The 15,976-nt window shown below is 69.2% G+C and carries 16 protein-coding genes; 12 read left to right on the top strand and 4 right to left on the bottom strand.

The genetic code is table 11. The annotated features are described in order from the left end of the window. Positions 1 to 27 precede the first annotated feature (27 nt). Together glmS and glmU are read right to left on the bottom strand one after the other, a co-directional pair. On the bottom strand, positions 28 to 1,839 hold the full coding sequence (gene glmS, locus FG154_RS03545; protein WP_145104417.1) for a glutamine--fructose-6-phosphate transaminase (isomerizing): 1,812 nt from the start codon (positions 1,837 to 1,839) through the stop codon (positions 28 to 30). Further along, positions 1,839 to 3,203: a bifunctional UDP-N-acetylglucosamine diphosphorylase/glucosamine-1-phosphate N-acetyltransferase GlmU gene (gene glmU / locus FG154_RS03540; protein ID WP_145104415.1), complete on the bottom strand. Its 1,365-nt coding sequence runs from the start codon at positions 3,201 to 3,203 to the stop codon at positions 1,839 to 1,841. Before glmU ends, glmS begins: the two co-directional genes overlap by 1 nt. Positions 3,204 to 3,303: 100 nt before the next feature. Here glmU and FG154_RS03535 point away from each other — a divergent pair, with 100 nt between their 5' ends. Next, positions 3,304 to 4,017 (top strand): phosphoglycolate phosphatase, encoded by a 714-nt coding sequence (locus tag FG154_RS03535; protein WP_145104413.1) that lies wholly within the window; start codon positions 3,304 to 3,306, stop codon positions 4,015 to 4,017. 17 nt (positions 4,018 to 4,034) lie between these two features. Here FG154_RS03535 and FG154_RS03530 read toward each other — a convergent pair whose 3' ends face one another. Next, complete coding sequence (locus FG154_RS03530; protein WP_145104411.1) at positions 4,035 to 4,490, bottom strand: CreA family protein; 456 nt, start codon at positions 4,488 to 4,490, stop codon at positions 4,035 to 4,037. Between the two features lie 130 nt (positions 4,491 to 4,620). On the opposite strand from FG154_RS03530, the gene FG154_RS03525 reads away from it, so the two are divergent. Next, positions 4,621 to 5,778 (top strand): isovaleryl-CoA dehydrogenase, encoded by a 1,158-nt coding sequence (locus FG154_RS03525; protein ID WP_145104409.1) that lies wholly within the window; start codon positions 4,621 to 4,623, stop codon positions 5,776 to 5,778. Between the two features lie 90 nt (positions 5,779 to 5,868). Here the strand turns inward: FG154_RS03525 and FG154_RS03520 are convergent, their stop codons facing one another. Then, a complete protein-coding gene (locus FG154_RS03520) occupies positions 5,869 to 6,471 on the bottom strand; it encodes an OmpW/AlkL family protein (RefSeq protein WP_145104408.1) in 603 nt (200 codons plus the stop codon). A 143-nt stretch (positions 6,472 to 6,614) separates the two neighbouring features. Here FG154_RS03520 and FG154_RS03515 point away from each other — a divergent pair, with 143 nt between their 5' ends. The 10 genes from FG154_RS03515 to FG154_RS03470 all read left to right on the top strand — a co-directional run bounded on the left by FG154_RS03515 (position 6,615) and on the right by FG154_RS03470 (position 15,967). Further along, on the top strand, positions 6,615 to 8,219 hold the full coding sequence (locus FG154_RS03515; protein ID WP_145104407.1) for a carboxyl transferase domain-containing protein: 1,605 nt from the start codon (positions 6,615 to 6,617) through the stop codon (positions 8,217 to 8,219). A 98-nt stretch (positions 8,220 to 8,317) separates the two neighbouring features. Then, positions 8,318 to 10,258, top strand: coding sequence for an acetyl-CoA carboxylase biotin carboxylase subunit (locus FG154_RS03510; RefSeq protein WP_145104406.1), 1,941 nt, complete (start codon positions 8,318 to 8,320; stop codon positions 10,256 to 10,258). Further along, positions 10,251 to 11,105, top strand: a complete 855-nt coding sequence (locus FG154_RS03505) for a hydroxymethylglutaryl-CoA lyase (RefSeq protein ID WP_145104405.1) — start codon at positions 10,251 to 10,253, stop codon at positions 11,103 to 11,105. The genes FG154_RS03510 and FG154_RS03505 overlap by 8 nt, the downstream gene beginning before the upstream one ends. Positions 11,106 to 11,116: 11 nt before the next feature. Continuing rightward, on the top strand, positions 11,117 to 11,905 hold the full coding sequence (locus FG154_RS03500) for a crotonase/enoyl-CoA hydratase family protein (protein ID WP_145104404.1): 789 nt from the start codon (positions 11,117 to 11,119) through the stop codon (positions 11,903 to 11,905). A gap of 220 nt (positions 11,906 to 12,125) precedes the next feature. Continuing rightward, positions 12,126 to 12,491, top strand: a complete 366-nt coding sequence (locus FG154_RS03495) for an NADH-quinone oxidoreductase subunit A (RefSeq protein ID WP_145104403.1) — start codon at positions 12,126 to 12,128, stop codon at positions 12,489 to 12,491. Further along, the gene (locus FG154_RS03490; protein ID WP_011909017.1) at positions 12,488 to 13,012 is read left to right on the top strand and encodes a NuoB/complex I 20 kDa subunit family protein; all 525 of its coding nucleotides are present in this window, start codon (positions 12,488 to 12,490) and stop codon (positions 13,010 to 13,012) included. The genes FG154_RS03495 and FG154_RS03490 overlap by 4 nt, the downstream gene beginning before the upstream one ends. Before the next feature lie 10 nt (positions 13,013 to 13,022). Continuing rightward, positions 13,023 to 13,625, top strand: coding sequence for an NADH-quinone oxidoreductase subunit C (locus FG154_RS03485; protein ID WP_145104402.1), 603 nt, complete (start codon positions 13,023 to 13,025; stop codon positions 13,623 to 13,625). Between the two features lie 10 nt (positions 13,626 to 13,635). Further along, positions 13,636 to 14,844, top strand: a complete 1,209-nt coding sequence (locus FG154_RS03480) for an NADH-quinone oxidoreductase subunit D (protein WP_186312279.1) — start codon at positions 13,636 to 13,638, stop codon at positions 14,842 to 14,844. Next, positions 14,844 to 15,755: an NADH-quinone oxidoreductase subunit NuoE gene (gene nuoE, locus FG154_RS03475; protein WP_145104398.1), complete on the top strand. Its 912-nt coding sequence runs from the start codon at positions 14,844 to 14,846 to the stop codon at positions 15,753 to 15,755. The genes FG154_RS03480 and nuoE overlap by 1 nt, the downstream gene beginning before the upstream one ends. Further along, positions 15,755 to 15,967 carry a DUF5337 domain-containing protein gene (locus FG154_RS03470; RefSeq protein WP_145104390.1) on the top strand — a complete coding sequence of 71 codons (213 nt, stop codon included), beginning with the start codon at positions 15,755 to 15,757 and terminating at the stop codon, positions 15,965 to 15,967. Before nuoE ends, FG154_RS03470 begins: the two co-directional genes overlap by 1 nt. Positions 15,968 to 15,976 lie beyond the last annotated feature (9 nt).

The raw sequence follows: 15,976 nt of genomic DNA, 5'->3' as shown, positions 1-15,976 counted from the left end.
GTGCCACACGGCCGGGCACCGCGGCGACTATTCCACCGTCACCGACTTGGCGAGGTTGCGCGGCTGGTCCACGTCGGTGCCCTTGGCGATTGCGGTGTGATAGGCCAGAAGCTGCGCCGGCACCGCATAGAGGATCGGCGCCAGAAAGTCCGCGACCTGCGGCAGCGTGAGGGTCTGCCAGCAACCGGCGCCCGCCTCCTCGACCCCGTGCGCGTCCGAGATCAGAAGAACCTTGCCGTGGCGGGCCATGACCTCCTGCATGTTGGACACGGTCTTGTCGAAGAGCCCGTCGCGCGGGGCCATCACGATCACCGGCACGCGGTTGTCGATCAGCGCGATGGGGCCGTGCTTCAGCTCGCCCGATGCATAACCTTCGGCGTGGATGTAGCTGATTTCCTTGAGTTTCAGCGCCCCCTCAAGGGCGAGCGGGAACATCGGGCCGCGGCCGAGGAAAAGGATGTCCTGCGCCTCGGCCAGCTCGCCCGCGAGGCTCTGGATGTCGTCGGCCAGCCCGAGCGCGTGGTTCATCAGCCCCGGCAGCGTCGCCAGCGCGTCGAGCTTGCGGCCCAGTTCAGTCGCGTCGATCCGGCCGCGGTCATGCGCCGCCTTCAGCGCCAGAAGTGCCAGCACCGTAAGCTGGCAGGTGAAGGCCTTGGTCGAGGCCACCCCCACTTCGACGCCGGCAAGGATCGGGAGCGCAAGGTTCGCCTCGCGCGCGATCGACGAGGTGGGCACGTTCACCACCGCCAGCGTGCGCGCCACGCCCTCGCCCGCATGGCGCAGCGCGGCCAGCGTGTCGGCCGTCTCGCCCGACTGGCTCACGAAGATGGCCCAGGAGGTGGGCGAGAGCACCGGCTCGCGGTAGCGGAACTCGGACGCGATATCGACGTCCGCCGGCAGGCCCGCGATCTGCTCGAACCAGTATTTCGCCACATGGCAGGCGTAGGAGGCCGTGCCGCAGGCGACCAGCGTCACCCGGTCCACACCGGTGAAATCGACACCCGGCAGGTTGATCCGCCCGTTCTGGACGTAGTGGCGCAACGCATCGGCCAGCACGACCGGCTGCTCGGCGATCTCCTTGGCCATGAAATGCTTGTAGCCGGCCTTCTCGATCCGCGTCGCGTCGATCTGGATCCGGCAGGTGGCGCGGTTCACGCGGCGGCCGTGACTGTCGAAGATCTCGGCGCCCGCGCGGGTGACGACGGCCCAGTCGCCTTCCTCGAGATAGGTGATCGCGTCGGTCATCGGTGCCAGCGCGATCGCGTCCGAGCCCACGAACATCTCGCCGTCGCCATGCCCGATCGCCAGCGGCGAGCCCTTGCGGGCGGCAATCAGCAGATCGTCCTCACCCTCGAAGAGGAAGCAGAGCGCGAAGGCCCCGGTCAGGCGCGAGAGCGTCTCGGCCGCGGCCTCGCGCGGGGTCAGCCCACGCGCCATGTGCATCTGCGTGAGCAGGGCCACGGTCTCGGTGTCGGTCTGGCTTTCGAACCCGCAACCGGCCTCGGCCAGTTCGGCGCGCAGCTCGCGGAAGTTCTCGATGATGCCGTTGTGGACGACCGCGACCGGGCCCGCGCGGTGGGGATGGGCGTTGGTGACGGTCGCGGCGCCGTGCGTGGCCCAGCGGGTGTGACCGATCCCGCTCTTGCCGGCGAGAGGCTCGTGCACCAGAAGGTCCGAGAGATTGACGAGCTTGCCCACCGCGCGGCGGCGGTCGAGCTTGCCGCCGTTCACGGTGGCGATGCCGGCCGAGTCATAGCCGCGATATTCCAGACGCTTCAGCGCCTCGACCAGAAGGGGCGCGACCTCGTGGTTGCCAAGGACGCCGACAATCCCGCACATCAGTTCGCTCCCTTCCTGCTTGCGTCCCTTGCGGCGCGGAACATCTCCATCAGCCGCGTGGCCAGACCGGCTTTCGTCACCTGCCGCGCCCGGCCCACGGCCAGCGCCTCGGCGGGAACATCCTCGGTGATGACCGAGCCCGACGCCGTCATCGCGCGCGCCCCGACCTTGACCGGCGCCACCAGCATCGTGTCCGAGCCGATGAAGGCATGGGCGCCGATCTCGGTCCGGTGCTTGTTCACCCCGTCATAGTTGCAGGTCACCGTGCCCGCGCCGATGTTGGTGTGCTCGCCCACATGCGCGTCGCCGAGATAGGTGAGGTGGCCCACCTTCACCCCCTCGTCGAGCACCGCGTTCTTGATCTCGACGAAGTTGCCGACATGCACATCCTCGGCCAGTTCCGCACCCGGACGCAGGCGGGCGAAGGGCCCGACCGTCGCCCCGCGCGAGATGTGGCAGCCTTCCAGATGGCAGAAGGCCCGGATCTCGGCACCGGATTCGACCGTCACACCGGGGCCGAAGACCACGTTCGGCCCCACGATCGCGTCGCGGCCCAGGAAGGTGTCGAGCGCGAAGAAGACCGTGTCGGGCGCAGTGAGCGTCACCCCGTCCTCGAGCGCCGCGGCGCGGGACAGATTCTGGAATTCCGCTTCGGCGGCAGCCAGTTGCGCGCGGGTGTTCACGCCGAGCGTCTCGGCCTCGTCGCAGATGGCCACGCCGGCGGACAGGCCCTTGGCCCGCGCGAGGGCCACCACGTCCGTCAGGTAATATTCGCCCGCGGCATTGGCGTTGCCCACCTCCGAGACGAGCGAGAACAGAAGCTGCGTCTCGGCGCAGATCACGCCGGAATTGCATAGGGTTATCGCGCGCTCTTCATCCGTGGCGTCCTTCCATTCCACGATCCGGTCGAGCTCTTCGCCGCGGGAGACGAGGCGGCCGTAGCGGCCCGGATCGGCGGCCTCGAAGCCCAGCACGACCACCGCATGGCGCGCCCGCATCTCGATCATCCGCTCGAGCGTTTCGGGCCGGATGAAGGGCGTGTCGCCGTAGAGCACCACCACCTCTCCCGGCGCATCGGCCAGAAGCGGGGCCGCCTGGGCGACGGCGTGGGCCGTGCCGAGCTGTTCGGCCTGCACGACGACCTCGACCGTCTCGTCGAAGGCCCGCGCGGCACGGGCGACCTGCTCGGCGCCGTGACCCGCGACAACCACCACGCGCTCGGGCTCGAGCGACTGGCCGGCGCGCAGCGCGTGGTGCAGCATGGGCGCCGCGCCGACGCGGTGCAGCACCTTGGGCAGGTCCGAGTTCATCCGGGTGCCCTGTCCGGCAGCGAGAACGATCAGCGAAACGGTCGGACGGCTCATGGGCACCCTTTCCTTTGCTATGCGCACCTTTTAACGGGGAATGGCCAAGCCGCAAGCGCGCGGCCATCACACTCTTTTACCGGCTGTTTCAGGAGGCACGATGCGCACCGATCCCCAAGACGGCCCGCAGCCCGCGCCCGGCGGCACCCTTCGCACGGTGGTGTTCGATCTCGACGGGACGCTGGCCGACACGAGCGCCGATCTCATCGCCTCGGCCAATGCCTGTTTCCGGGCCCTGGGCCGGGGGGAACCGCTCGATCCGCTGAAGGATGCGCTGACGGCCTTTCACGGCGGCCGCGCGATGCTGAGGCTCGGGTTCGAGAGGCTGGAGGGGCGCTGGTCCGAGGCCGACATCGACCTGCATTACCCGATCCTGCTCGAGAACTACCGCTGTGCGATCGACGTGCATACGACTCTCTATCCCGGCGCGCGGGACGCGGTGGAGCGGCTGCGGGCCGAGGGATATGCCACCGCCGTCTGCACCAACAAGCCCGAGGCCCTGGCCGAGACGCTGCTCGGCCTCATGGAGATCCGGCATCTGTTCGACGCGATGATCGGCGCGGACACGCTGCCCGTGCGCAAGCCCGATCCCGCGCCCTATGTCGCTTCGGTCGAAAGGGCGGGCGGGGCGGTCGCGCGCTCGATGCTGGTGGGCGACACGCGCACCGACCGCGAGACGGCGCGGGCGGCGGGCGTTCCGGTCGCGCTGGTGACCTTCGGGCCCAGCGGCCGGGAGGTGGCCGCCCTCGGGCCCGAGGCGCTGCTCGATCATTTCGACGATCTGCCCGCGTTGGCGGCCCGCCTGCTGGGCTGAGGCCGCGGCGGCAGCCCTTACTCCTGCCGCGCGCGCCACAGCGGGACGGTCGAGATCGACATCTTGGCCGAGCCTTCCGTCAGTTCCCGCGCATGGACGAGATAGATCAGCGTGTCGTTGGGCTCGTCATAGATCCGCGTGATCCTGAGCGACTTCAGCACGAGCGAGCGGCTCGCCTTGAAGATCTCCTCGCCGTCCCGCGATCGGTCGATCTTGCCCACCGTGACGGGGCCGGTCTGGCGGCAGGCGATCGAGGCGTTGGACGGATCCTCGAACCAGTTGCCCTGCCTTAGCCGGTCGATCACCGATCGGTCGAAATAGGCGATGTGGCAGGTGACGCCCTGCACCTGCGGATCGGGGATCGCCTCGACCAGGATGTCGTTGCCGACCCAGTCCACCCCCACCTTGCCCACAACCTCGGCCGCGGCGGGCGCCGCCACCAGGGCTGCCAGCAGAAACCAGACTCGCATCATCCGCACCTCCTGTCCTGGCGCCGAGCATGGCGCAGTTCCGCCCGCCGCGCGAGGCCCTCGCACGCCGCACTTGACCGACTCGCGCCGGTCCGGCAAGAAATGAACACATGTTCAATAAAAGGCTCGCCGCATGTTCCACGCTCCGATGACCTTCGACCTCGGCGACGAGATCGTCGCCCTCCGCGAGACCGTCCACGCCTGGGCGCAGGAGCGGGTGAAGCCCATGGCCGCCCGGATCGACCGCGAGAACGTCTTTCCGGCCGAGCTCTGGCGCGAGATGGGCGAGCTGGGCCTGCTGGGCATCACGGTGCCCGAGGAGTTCGGCGGCTCGGACATGGGCTATCTCGCCCACACGATCGCCGTGGAGGAGGTGGCGCGCGCTTCGGCCTCGGTCTCGCTCAGCTACGGGGCGCATTCGAACCTCTGCGTGAACCAGATCCGCCTGAACGGCAGCCCCGAGCAGCAGGCGCGCTACCTGCCCAAGCTCGTCTCGGGCGAGCATGTGGGCGCGCTGGCCATGTCCGAGGCGGGCGCGGGCTCGGACGTGGTGTCGATGAAGCTGAAGGCGGAAAAGCGGAACGGCTACTATGTGCTGAACGGCACGAAATACTGGATCACCAACGGGCCGGATGCGGATGTGCTGGTGGTCTATGCCAAGACCGACCCCGAGGCGGGGGCGAAGGGCATCACCGCCTTCCTGATCGAGAAGTCGATGAAGGGATTCTCGACCTCGCCGCATTTCGACAAGGTGGGGATGCGGGGGTCCAACACGGGCGAGCTGATCTTCGAGGACTGCGAGGTGCCGTTCGAGAACGTCCTCGGCGCCGAGGGCAAGGGCGTCCGGGTCCTCATGTCGGGTCTCGATTACGAGCGTGTGGTGCTTTCGGGCATCGGCACGGGCATCCTTGCGGCCTGTCTCGACGAGGTGGTGCCCTATTGCCAAGGCCGCCAGCAGTTCGGCCAGCCGATCGGAAGTTTCCAGCTGATGCAGGGCAAGCTCGCCGACATGTATGTCGCGCTGAACACCGCGCGGGCCTATGTCTATGAGGTGGCCCGCGCCTGCGACGCGGGGCGCGTGACGCGGGCGGATGCGGCGGGCTGCGTGCTCTATGCCTCGGAGCAGGCGATGGTGCAGGCCCATCAGGCGGTGCAGGCGCTTGGCGGGGCGGGCTTCCTGAACGACTCCGTCGTGAGCCGTCTCTTCCGGGATGCCAAGCTGATGGAAATCGGTGCCGGCACGTCCGAGATCCGCCGGATGCTCATCGGCCGCGAACTGATGGCGGGCTGAGCGGTGGCGCGGCGTGCCTCACCCCCCGCGGGCAGGAGTGTCCTTGACCGCCGGAGGAACCGGCCCGGCAGAACCGGGCCGGCCGCAGGATCAGAATTTCCAGATGTAGGACACGCCCACCACCACGGGATCGATCTCGGCCGTGCCGCGATCCACGCCCTCGAGCGTCACGTCGCTGTCGATGTCCATCCAGCGGACGTCGGCGCGGATCGCGTTGCGGTCGTTCAGCCAGTAGTCGAAGCCCGCGTGCACCGAGAGGCCCCAGCTGTCATCGAGTTTCAGAGCGCCGAGCGGGGTGCGTTCCTCGAAGAAGGTCACATAGGTCACGCCCGCCCCGATGAAGGGCGCGAAGGCGCCGCCGGTCGGGAAGTGATACTGCAGCGTCACCGTCGGCGGCAGATGCTTGACCGAGCCGATGTCAGCGCCACCCACCTTCAGGTCGTGCTTGAACGGCGTGGCCGCGAGGATCTCGATCCCCAGGTTGTCGCGGATGAAATATTCGAAGGTGATCGTCGGCTGGATCTCGTTGCCGACCTCGAGGTCGCCTGCGGTCAGCGTGCCGTTGTCGGACTTCGGCATCACGCTGCCGATACCGAGGCCGAAGGTCATCTCTCCGGCCGATTGCGCGGCGACGGGCGCGGCGGCGAAGAGGGCGAGGCTTGCGGCGACGGCCGCGGGAATCATCGTGTGCATCTGCATACCTTGGAGTTACCGACGCGGGCGACCCTCGTCCCGCAATGGCCTGACCGCCTTGATCTGCGTCAATACTTTCTGGCGATCCATGGGCCGCAGCCCGGCGGACACGCCGCCTGTTCCCTTCAGCCTCCGAGCCGCCCATGAAACTCGCCTCCCGCATCCTGCCCTCGTCCGAGGCCTTCCGCGCCAACCGCGCGCACCATCTGGCGCTGATCGCCGAGACAGCCGCGGTTGCGGCCCGCGCGGCTCAGGGCGGGGGAGCGGCCGCCCAGGCGCGCCACGCCGCACGCGGCAAGCTGCCCCCGCGCGAGCGGGTGGCGGGGCTCCTCGATCCGGGCTCGCCGTTCCTCGAGATCGGGGCCTTCGCGGCGCACGGCATGTATGAGGATGCCGCCCCCTGCGCGGGCGTCATCGCCGGCATCGGCCGGGTGCACGGGCAGGAGGTGATGGTCGTCTGCAACGATGCCACCGTGAAGGGCGGCACCTACTATCCGATGACGGTCAAGAAGCACCTCCGCGCGCAGGAGATCGCCGCCGAATGCCGTCTGCCCTGCGTCTATCTGGTCGATTCCGGCGGGGCGAACCTCCCCAACCAGGACGAGGTCTTCCCCGACCGCGACCATTTCGGCCGCATCTTCTACAACCAGGCGCAGATGAGCGCCGCGGGCATTCCGCAGATCGCCGTCGTCATGGGCTCGTGCACCGCGGGGGGCGCCTATGTGCCCGCCATGTCCGACGTCACGATCATCGTCCGAAACCAGGGCACGATCTTCCTCGCCGGCCCCCCTCTGGTGAAGGCGGCCACGGGCGAGGTCGTCTCGGCCGAGGATCTCGGCGGCGGCGACGTCCACACCCGGCTGTCGGGCGTGGCCGACTATCTGGCCGAGGACGACGCCCACGCCCTCGCGCTCGCACGCCGGGCTCTGGAAAGCCTCAACCGGACCCGCCCGCCTTCGGTCGCCTGGGCCGTCCCCGAAGAGCCCGCCCACGACCCCGAGGAGATTCTGGGCCTCGTCCCGGCCGACCTGCGCACGCCCTGGGACATCCGCGAACTGATCGCGCGGCTGGTGGACGGCTCGCGCTTCGACGAGTTCAAGCCGCGCTTCGGCGAGACGCTGGTCACGGGCTTTGCGCATCTCATGGGCTGCCCGGTGGGGATCGTCGCCAACAACGGCGTCCTCTTCTCCGAGGCCGCCATCAAGGGCGCCCATTTCGTCGAGCTCTGCTCGCAACGCTCGATCCCGCTGGTCTTCCTGCAGAACATCACGGGCTTCATGGTGGGGCGCCGCTACGAGAACGAGGGCATCGCCCGCCATGGCGCCAAGATGGTGACGGCCGTGGCCACCACCGCCGTGCCCAAGATCACGATGATCGTGGGCGGCTCCTTCGGGGCGGGCAACTACGGCATGGCGGGACGCGCCTATTCCCCGCGCTTCCTCTGGACATGGCCGAACTCGCGCATCTCGGTCATGGGCGGCGAGCAGGCGGCGGGCGTCCTCGCCACCGTCCGGCGCGACGCGATCGAGCGGCAGGGCGGCGCATGGAGCGCCGAGGAGGAGGCCGCCTTCAAGGGCCCCACCATCGAGATGTTCGAGCGCCAGAGCCATCCGCTCTACGCTTCGGCCCGGCTCTGGGACGACGGGATCGTGGACCCGCGCAAGAGCCGCGAGACGCTCTTCCTTTCGCTCTCGGCCGCCCTCAACGCGCCGATCGAGGCCACCCGCTTCGGCCTCTTCCGGATGTGATCCGTGGGCGACGCTCTTCCTTTCACTCTTGGAAAAATATCCTCGGGGGGTGCGGGGGGCAGACAGCCCCCCGCGGCCGGCCCGGAAGGCGAGGTCCGATGTTCCGCAAGATCCTGATCGCCAACCGCGGCGAGATCGCCGTCCGCATCATCGCCACCGCCCGCCGCCTCGGCGTGGCGACGGTGGCCGTCCATTCCGACGCCGATGCCGATGCGCTGCATGTGGCGCTGGCCGACGAGGCGGTGCCGATCGGGGGCCCGCAGCCCGCCGACAGCTACCTGCGCGGCGATCGGCTGATCGAGGCCGCGCTGGCCTCCGGCGCCGAGGCGATCCATCCGGGTTACGGCTTCCTCTCCGAGAACCCCGGGTTCGTCGAGGCGGTCGAGGCGGCGGGCCTCACCTTCATCGGCCCCTCGGCCGCGGCGATCCGCGCCATGGGGCTGAAGGATGCGGCCAAGGCGCTGATGGCGCGCGCCGGCGTTCCGGTTGTCCCTGGCTATCACGGCGAGGATCAGGAGCCCGAGCATCTCGCGCTGATGGCCGGGGATGTGGGCTACCCCGTCCTCATCAAGGCGGTTGCGGGCGGCGGCGGCAAGGGCATGCGCCGGGTCGAGCGGGCCGGGGATTTCACAACCGCTCTCGCCTCGGCCCGCGCCGAGGCCCGCACCGCCTTCGGCAACGAGGACGTCCTGATCGAGAAATGGATCGACTGCCCGCGCCACATCGAGGTGCAGGTCTTCGGCGACGGCAGCGACGCCGTCCATCTCTATGAACGCGACTGCTCGCTCCAGCGCCGCCACCAGAAGGTGATCGAGGAGGCCCCGGCGCCCGGCATGACGCCCGAGATGCGCGCCGCCATGGGCGAGGCCGCCGTCCGCGCCGCCCGCGCCATCGGCTACCGCGGCGCGGGCACGGTCGAATTCATCGTGGACGGGTCCGAGGGCCTCCGCCCGGACCGCTTCTGGTTCATGGAGATGAACACCCGCCTTCAGGTCGAGCATCCGGTGACCGAGGCCGTCACCGGGATCGACCTTGTGGAATGGCAGCTCCGCGTCGCGGCGGGCGAACCCCTCCCGCTTGCGCAGGACGAGATCCCGCTGATGGGCCACGCCTTCGAGGCGCGCCTTTACGCCGAGGACGTGCCCGCGGGCTTCCTGCCCGCCACCGGGCGGCTCGACCATCTGCGCTTCGCCGATGGCGTGCGGGCCGACACGGGCGTTCGCACGGGCGACCGCATCAGCCCCTGGTATGATCCGATGATCGCCAAGATCGTGGCGCACGGCCCCTCGCGGGCAAGCGCGCTCAACCGCCTTGCGCGGGCGCTCGAGGAGACCGAGGTGGCGGGGACGGTCACGAACCTCGCCTTCCTCGGCCGTCTCGCGCGCCATCCGGGCTTTGCTGCGGGCGAGGTGGATACCGGCCTCATCGCCCGCGATCTGGCAAGCCTGACCGAACCCGTGGCGGTTGCGCCCGAAATCACCGCTGCCGCCATCCTGACGGCCGAGCTGGGCGACATGGCGCCCCCGCTGCAGGGCTTCAGCCTCTGGGGTCCGCTGCGCCGCCACGCGCGCCTGCGGCGTGACGGCGAGGAGATCGCGGCCATGCTGATCGTCGAGGCCCCCGGCCGCGCGAGCGTGGAACTGGGCGGGGTCACGCTGGCGGCCCGTCTCTGCCCCGAAGGCTGGGAGGTGGCGGGCCGCCATCCGGGGCGCGTGCTGCGGACCGACGCGCAGGTCCATGTCTTCGCCCGACAGGGCACGGTCAGCTTCGAGATCCCCGACCCGTTCGACCGGGGCGGCGACGAGGCGGGGCAGGGTGGCCTGACGCTCTCGCCGATGCCGGGGCTTGTGCGCGAGGTGGCGGTGCGCGTGGGCGAGCATGTCGCGAAGGGCGACCGGCTGGCCGTGATCGAGGCGATGAAGATGGAGCATGTCCTGGCCGCCTCGCGCGACGGACGGGTGGCCGAGGTGCTGGTCGAGGCCGGGGCGCAGGTCGAGGCGGGCGCGGCCCTCGTGCGTCTGGAGGACGAGGATGGCTGAGCTCGTCGAGATCTTCGAGGTGGGCCCACGAGACGGGCTCCAGAACGAGCCGCGGGCGATCCCCACCCGCGACAAGATCGCGCTGGTCGATGCGCTCTCGGCCTGCGGCTTCCGCCGGATCGAGGTGGCGAGCTTCGTGAGCCCGAATTGGGTGCCGCAGATGGTCGACGGGGCCGAGGTGCTGGCGGGCATCCGGCGCAGGCCCGGCGTGACCTACGCCGCCCTTGCGCCGAACCTGCGCGGCTACGAGGGCGCGGTGGCCGCTGGGGCGGGCGAGGTCGCGGTCTTCGTGTCGGCCTCCGAGGGTTTCTCGAAGGCCAACCTCAACTGCAGCGTCGCCGAGAGCCTCGAGCGGCTCGGCCCCATCGCCGAGGCCGCCCGGCGCGACGGCACGCGGCTGCGCGGCTACATCTCGATGGTGGTGGAATGTCCCTTCGACGGTCCGACGCCGCCCGCTGCGGTGGCTCGGGTGGCGGCGGCGCTGCGCGATCTGGACTGCGCCGAAGTCTCGCTCGGGGACACGGTCGGGCGGGCGACGCCCGACGGGTTCGACGCCATGCTGACCGCGGTCCTTGGGGAACTGCCGCCCGCGCGGCTGGCCGCCCATTGCCACGACACGGCCGGCCGGGCGCTTGAGGTGATCGACGCGGCCCTCGCGCGTGGGCTGCGGGTGGTGGATGCCTCGGTGGGCGGGCTCGGCGGCTGCCCCTATGCGCCGGGGGCTGCGGGCAACGTCGCCACCGAAGCGGTCGCGGCCCATCTTGTGGCCAAGGGATACGAGACCGGGCTCGATCCGGCGAGACTGGCCGAGGCCGCGGCGCTGGCGCGGCGCCTGCGCACCGGCTGACAGGAGGGGACATGTTCGACACCATCCGTATCGCGGAAGACAGCCGGGGCGTCGCGACCCTCACACTCGACCGGGCGGACAAGCACAACGCCCTGTCGGCCGCCATGATCGCGGAACTGACCGAGGCGGCGGCGCGGCTCGGGGCTGCGGCCTCGGTCCGGGTGGTCGTGCTGGCCGCGGCGGGCGAGAGTTTCTGCGCCGGGGGGGATCTGGGCTGGATGAAGGCGCAGATGGCGGCGGACGGGCCCACCCGCGCGGACGAGGCGCGCAAGCTGGCCCGCATGCTGCGGGCCCTGAACGAGCTGCCGAAGCCGCTGATCGGCCGCGTGCAGGGCCAGGCCTTCGGGGGCGGCATGGGGCTGATCTCGGTCTGCGACACGGCGATTGCCGCGGACGGGGCGCGCTTCGGCCTGACCGAGACCCGCCTCGGGCTGATCCCGGCCACCATCGGCCCCTATGTCGCCGCGCGCGTGGGCGAGGCCATGGCGCGGCGCGTCTTCTTCTCGTCCCGGCTCTTCGGGGCGGACGAGGCGGTGCGGCTGGGCTTCCTTTCGGCGGCCGTCGCGCCCGATGCGCTCGACGCCGCCATCGAGGCCGAAGTGCGGCCCTACCTCTCCTGCGCGCCGGGGGCCGTGGCCGAGGCCAAGGCCCTGCTGCGCCGCTTCGGCCCCCCGATCGACGAGGAGCGGATCGAGGCCAGCATCCGCGCCCTCGTCAACCGATGGGAGAGTGACGAGGCGCGGGAAGGGGTCGAGGCCTTTTTCGGCCGCCGCCCCGCAGCATGGGCGGGACAGGTCTGAGTCGCACCCGGCGTGCGGCAGGGCGTCCGTGCTCGCCATTGCCGCATAAGCAAAATTTCGGTTCACCATTGTATACCAATGACATAAGGCACATTTCCGTCGCGGTGTTTTGTCGCGAGGTTTGGTTGACCCCGGCCGGGGCGCAGAGTAAACGAAGCGTCAGCACGTGACTGCCTGTGCCGCCGGAAACGGTGGCCAGCCGCCAGCCGAGGGAGCCACCATGGACGATCTTCTCCGAGAGTTTCTTCCCATCGTCATCCTGACGGTGCTGGCGGGAGGCCTCGGGCTCCTGCTCATGCTGTCGGCGGTGATCGTGGCGGTGCGCCGGCCCGACCCCGAGAAGGTGTCGGCCTACGAATGCGGCTTCAACGCCTTCGACGACGCCCGGATGAAGTTCGAGGTGCGCTTCTACCTCGTCTCGATCCTCTTCATCATCTTCGACCTCGAGGTGGCGTTCCTGTTCCCCTGGGCCGTGGCCTTCGGCGACATCTCGATGACGGCCTTCTGGTCGATGATGGTGTTCCTGGCCGTCCTGACCGTCGGCTTCGCCTACGAATGGAAGAAGGGGGCGCTGGAATGGCAATGACCGGCCTCAACACCGCGGGCCATGACCGCGACTACGACACCGCGGGCCTCAACCGCGAGCTTCAGGACAAGGGCTTCCTGCTGACCACGACCGAGGATCTCATCAACTGGGCGCGCACCGGCTCGCTTCACTGGATGACCTTCGGCCTGGCCTGCTGCGCGGTCGAGATGATGCACACCTCGATGCCGCGTTATGACGTGGAACGGTTCGGCGTGGCGCCGCGCGCCAGCCCGCGCCAGTCCGACGTGATGATCGTGGCCGGCACCCTGACCAACAAGATGGCGCCGGCGTTGCGCAAGGTCTATGACCAGATGCCCGAGCCGCGCTATGTGATCTCGATGGGCTCCTGCGCGAATGGCGGGGGCTACTACCACTACAGCTACTCGGTGGTGCGCGGCTGCGACCGGATCGTGCCGGTGGACATCTATGTGCCGGGCTGCCCGCCCACGGCGGAGGCGCTGCTCTATGGCATCCTCCAGTTGCAGCGGAGAATCCGCCGCACCGGCACCATTACCCGCTGAGGAGACCGACATGGCCGAAGCCCTTCAGGAACTGGCCGCGCATGTCGAGATGCGCCAGCCCGACGCGATCCTCGGTCATCGGATCGAGTTCGGCGAGCTGACGCTGGATGTTGCGCCGAACCATATCGTCGGACTGGTCGAGTTCCTGCGCACCGACGCGCGCTGCCGGTTCTCGTCGCTGGTGGACATCACGGCGGTGGACCATCCCGAGCGGCCGGCCCGGTTCGACATGGTCTATCACTTCCTGTCGATGTATCAGAACCACCGCATCCGCCTGAAGATGCAGGTGCGCGAGGACGAGACGGTGCCTTCGATCCATTCCGTGCATCCCTCGGCCAACTGGTTCGAGCGCGAGGTGTTCGACATGTTCGGCATCCTCTTCACCGGCCACCCCGACCTGCGCCGCATCCTGACCGACTACGGCTTCCGTGGCCATCCGATGCGCAAGGACTTCCCGACCACGGGCTACACCGAGGTCCGCTATGACGAGGTCCAGAAGCGCGTGGTCTATGAGCCGGTAAGGCTGGTGCAGGAATACCGCCAGTTCGACTTCCTTTCCCCGTGGGAGGGTGCGGACTACATCCTGCCCGGCGACGACAAGGCGCGGACGTAAGGGGATGGCCATGGACACCAAGTTCGACGACGTGCTGACCGGCGAGCAGAAGCTTCGCAACTTCAACATCAACTTCGGCCCGCAACACCCTGCGGCGCATGGCGTTCTTCGCCTTGTGCTGGAGCTTGACGGCGAGGTGGTGGAACGGTGCGATCCGCATATCGGCCTGCTGCACCGCGGCACCGAGAAGCTGATGGAGACGCGGACCTACCTGCAGAACCTGCCCTATTTCGACCGGCTCGACTATGTGGCGCCGATGAACCAGGAACATGCCTGGTGCCTCGCCATCGAGAAGCTGACCGGAGTGCAGGTGCCGCGGCGCGCCAGCATCATCCGCGTGCTCTATTCCGAGATCGGGCGCGTCCTGAACCACCTGCTGAACGTCACGACGCAGGCCATGGACGTGGGCGCGCTGACCCCGCCGCTCTGGGGCTTCGAAGAGCGCGAGAAGCTGATGGTCTTCTACGAGCGGGCCTCGGGGGCGCGGCTCCACGCGGCCTACTTCCGGCCCGGGGGCGTGCACCAGGACCTGACGCCGCGCCTGATCGAGGACATCGAGGAGTGGGCCGAGCATTTCCCGAAGGTGCTCGACGACCTTGACGAACTCCTGACCGAGAACCGGATCTTCAAGCAGCGCAACGTCGATATCGGCGTCGTGTCCGAGAAGGACATTCTCGACTGGGGCTTCTCCGGCGTGATGGTGCGCGGGTCGGGGCTGGCGTGGGACCTGCGCCGCTCGCAGCCCTACGAATGCTACGACGAGTTCGACTTCCAGATCCCGGTGGGCAAGAACGGCGACTGCTACGACCGCTACCTCTGCCGCATGGAAGAGATGCGCCAGTCCACCCGGATCATCCAGCAGTGCCTTGCCAAGCTGCGGGTGGAGAAGGGGGACGTGCTGGCGCGGGGCAAGATCACGCCGCCGCCGCGGGCCGAGATGAAGACCTCGATGGAGGCGCTCATCCATCATTTCAAGCTCTACACCGAGGGCTTCCACGTGCCCGAGGGCGAGGTCTACGCCGCCGTCGAGGCGCCCAAGGGCGAGTTCGGCGTCTATCTGGTCGCGGACGGAACCAACCGGCCCTACCGCGCCAAGATCCGCGCGCCGGGCTTCCTGCATCTGCAAGCCATCGACTACATCGCCAAGGGCCACCTGCTGGCCGATGTGTCCGCCATCATCGGCACGCTCGACGTCGTGTTCGGGGAGATCGACCGCTAATGCTTCGCCGCCTGCATCACGCCCAGCCCGACAGCTTCGCCTTCACTCCGGCGAATCTCGAATGGGCGCGTGGCCAGATCTCGAAATATCCCGAGGGCCGTCAGGCCTCGGCGATCATCCCGCTTCTGTGGCGCGCGCAGGAGCAGGAGGGCTGGCTGACCAAGCCCGCCATCGAACATGTGGCCGACATGCTGGGCATGGCCCGCATCCGGGCGCTGGAAGTGGCAACCTTCTACTTCATGTTCCAGCTGCAACCCGTTGGCAGCGTGGCGCATATCCAGATCTGCGGCACGACCTCGTGCCTGATCTGCGGCGCCGAGGAGCTGATCCGCGTCTGCCGCGAGAAGATCGCGCCGCAGCCGCACATGCTGTCGGCCGACGGCCGCTTCTCGTGGGAAGAGGTCGAGTGCCTCGGCGCCTGCGCGAACGCGCCGATGGCCCAGATCGGCAAGGACTATTACGAGGATCTGAACGCCGAGACGCTCTCGGCGCTGATCGACCGCTTCTCGGCGGGCGAGGTGCCGCGGCCCGGCTCGCAGATCGGGCGTTTCTCGTCCGAGCCCGCGGGCGGCGCCACGAGCCTGACCGAGGTCGGCCCGCAGGTCTCCGAGCACAACGCCTCGGTGGCGCTGGCGCTCGGGATCGGCGACACGATCAAGCGGATCGACGGGACCGAGGTTCCGATCCTGACCCCGTGGCTGGGCCGGCGTCCGCCGGTGGCCGCGGCGGCCGGTGAGCCGCAGCGGCCGACACCCGGCGCGGGCCGTCCGGTGGACAAGACCGGCGTCACCATCGAGGAGGCACCGGCCGATCGGGCGGCGCGTCCCGAGAAGACGGGCGTGGCCACCGGCGGAACGGCCACGGCCGAACCGGGGGCGCAGACCTCCGATCCGAAGAAGCCCGAGGGCTGATGGCTGGCGGGCCCGACGACACGCGGCAGGCGCGGCAGGTCGCGCTTCTCATCGCGGCGACGGGTCTCATGTGGATCGGGGCGCAGATCCTGGGAGGATGGCTGGGCTTGGAGGCCCGGATCTACCTCCTCTTCGACCTGGCGGCGCTCGCCGGGTTCAGTTGGGCGCTGGTGACAACCTGGCGGATCTGGCGACGGCGCCAGGGGAAATGAGGACGATGC

It is taken from the genome of Cereibacter sediminicola, from assembly GCF_007668225.1.
GTDB classification, from domain to species: Bacteria; Pseudomonadota; Alphaproteobacteria; order Rhodobacterales; family Rhodobacteraceae; genus Cereibacter_A; species Cereibacter_A azotoformans.
The sequence above is the reverse complement of the archived record's forward strand: the minus strand, read 5'-3'. Positions and strand labels throughout refer to the sequence as shown.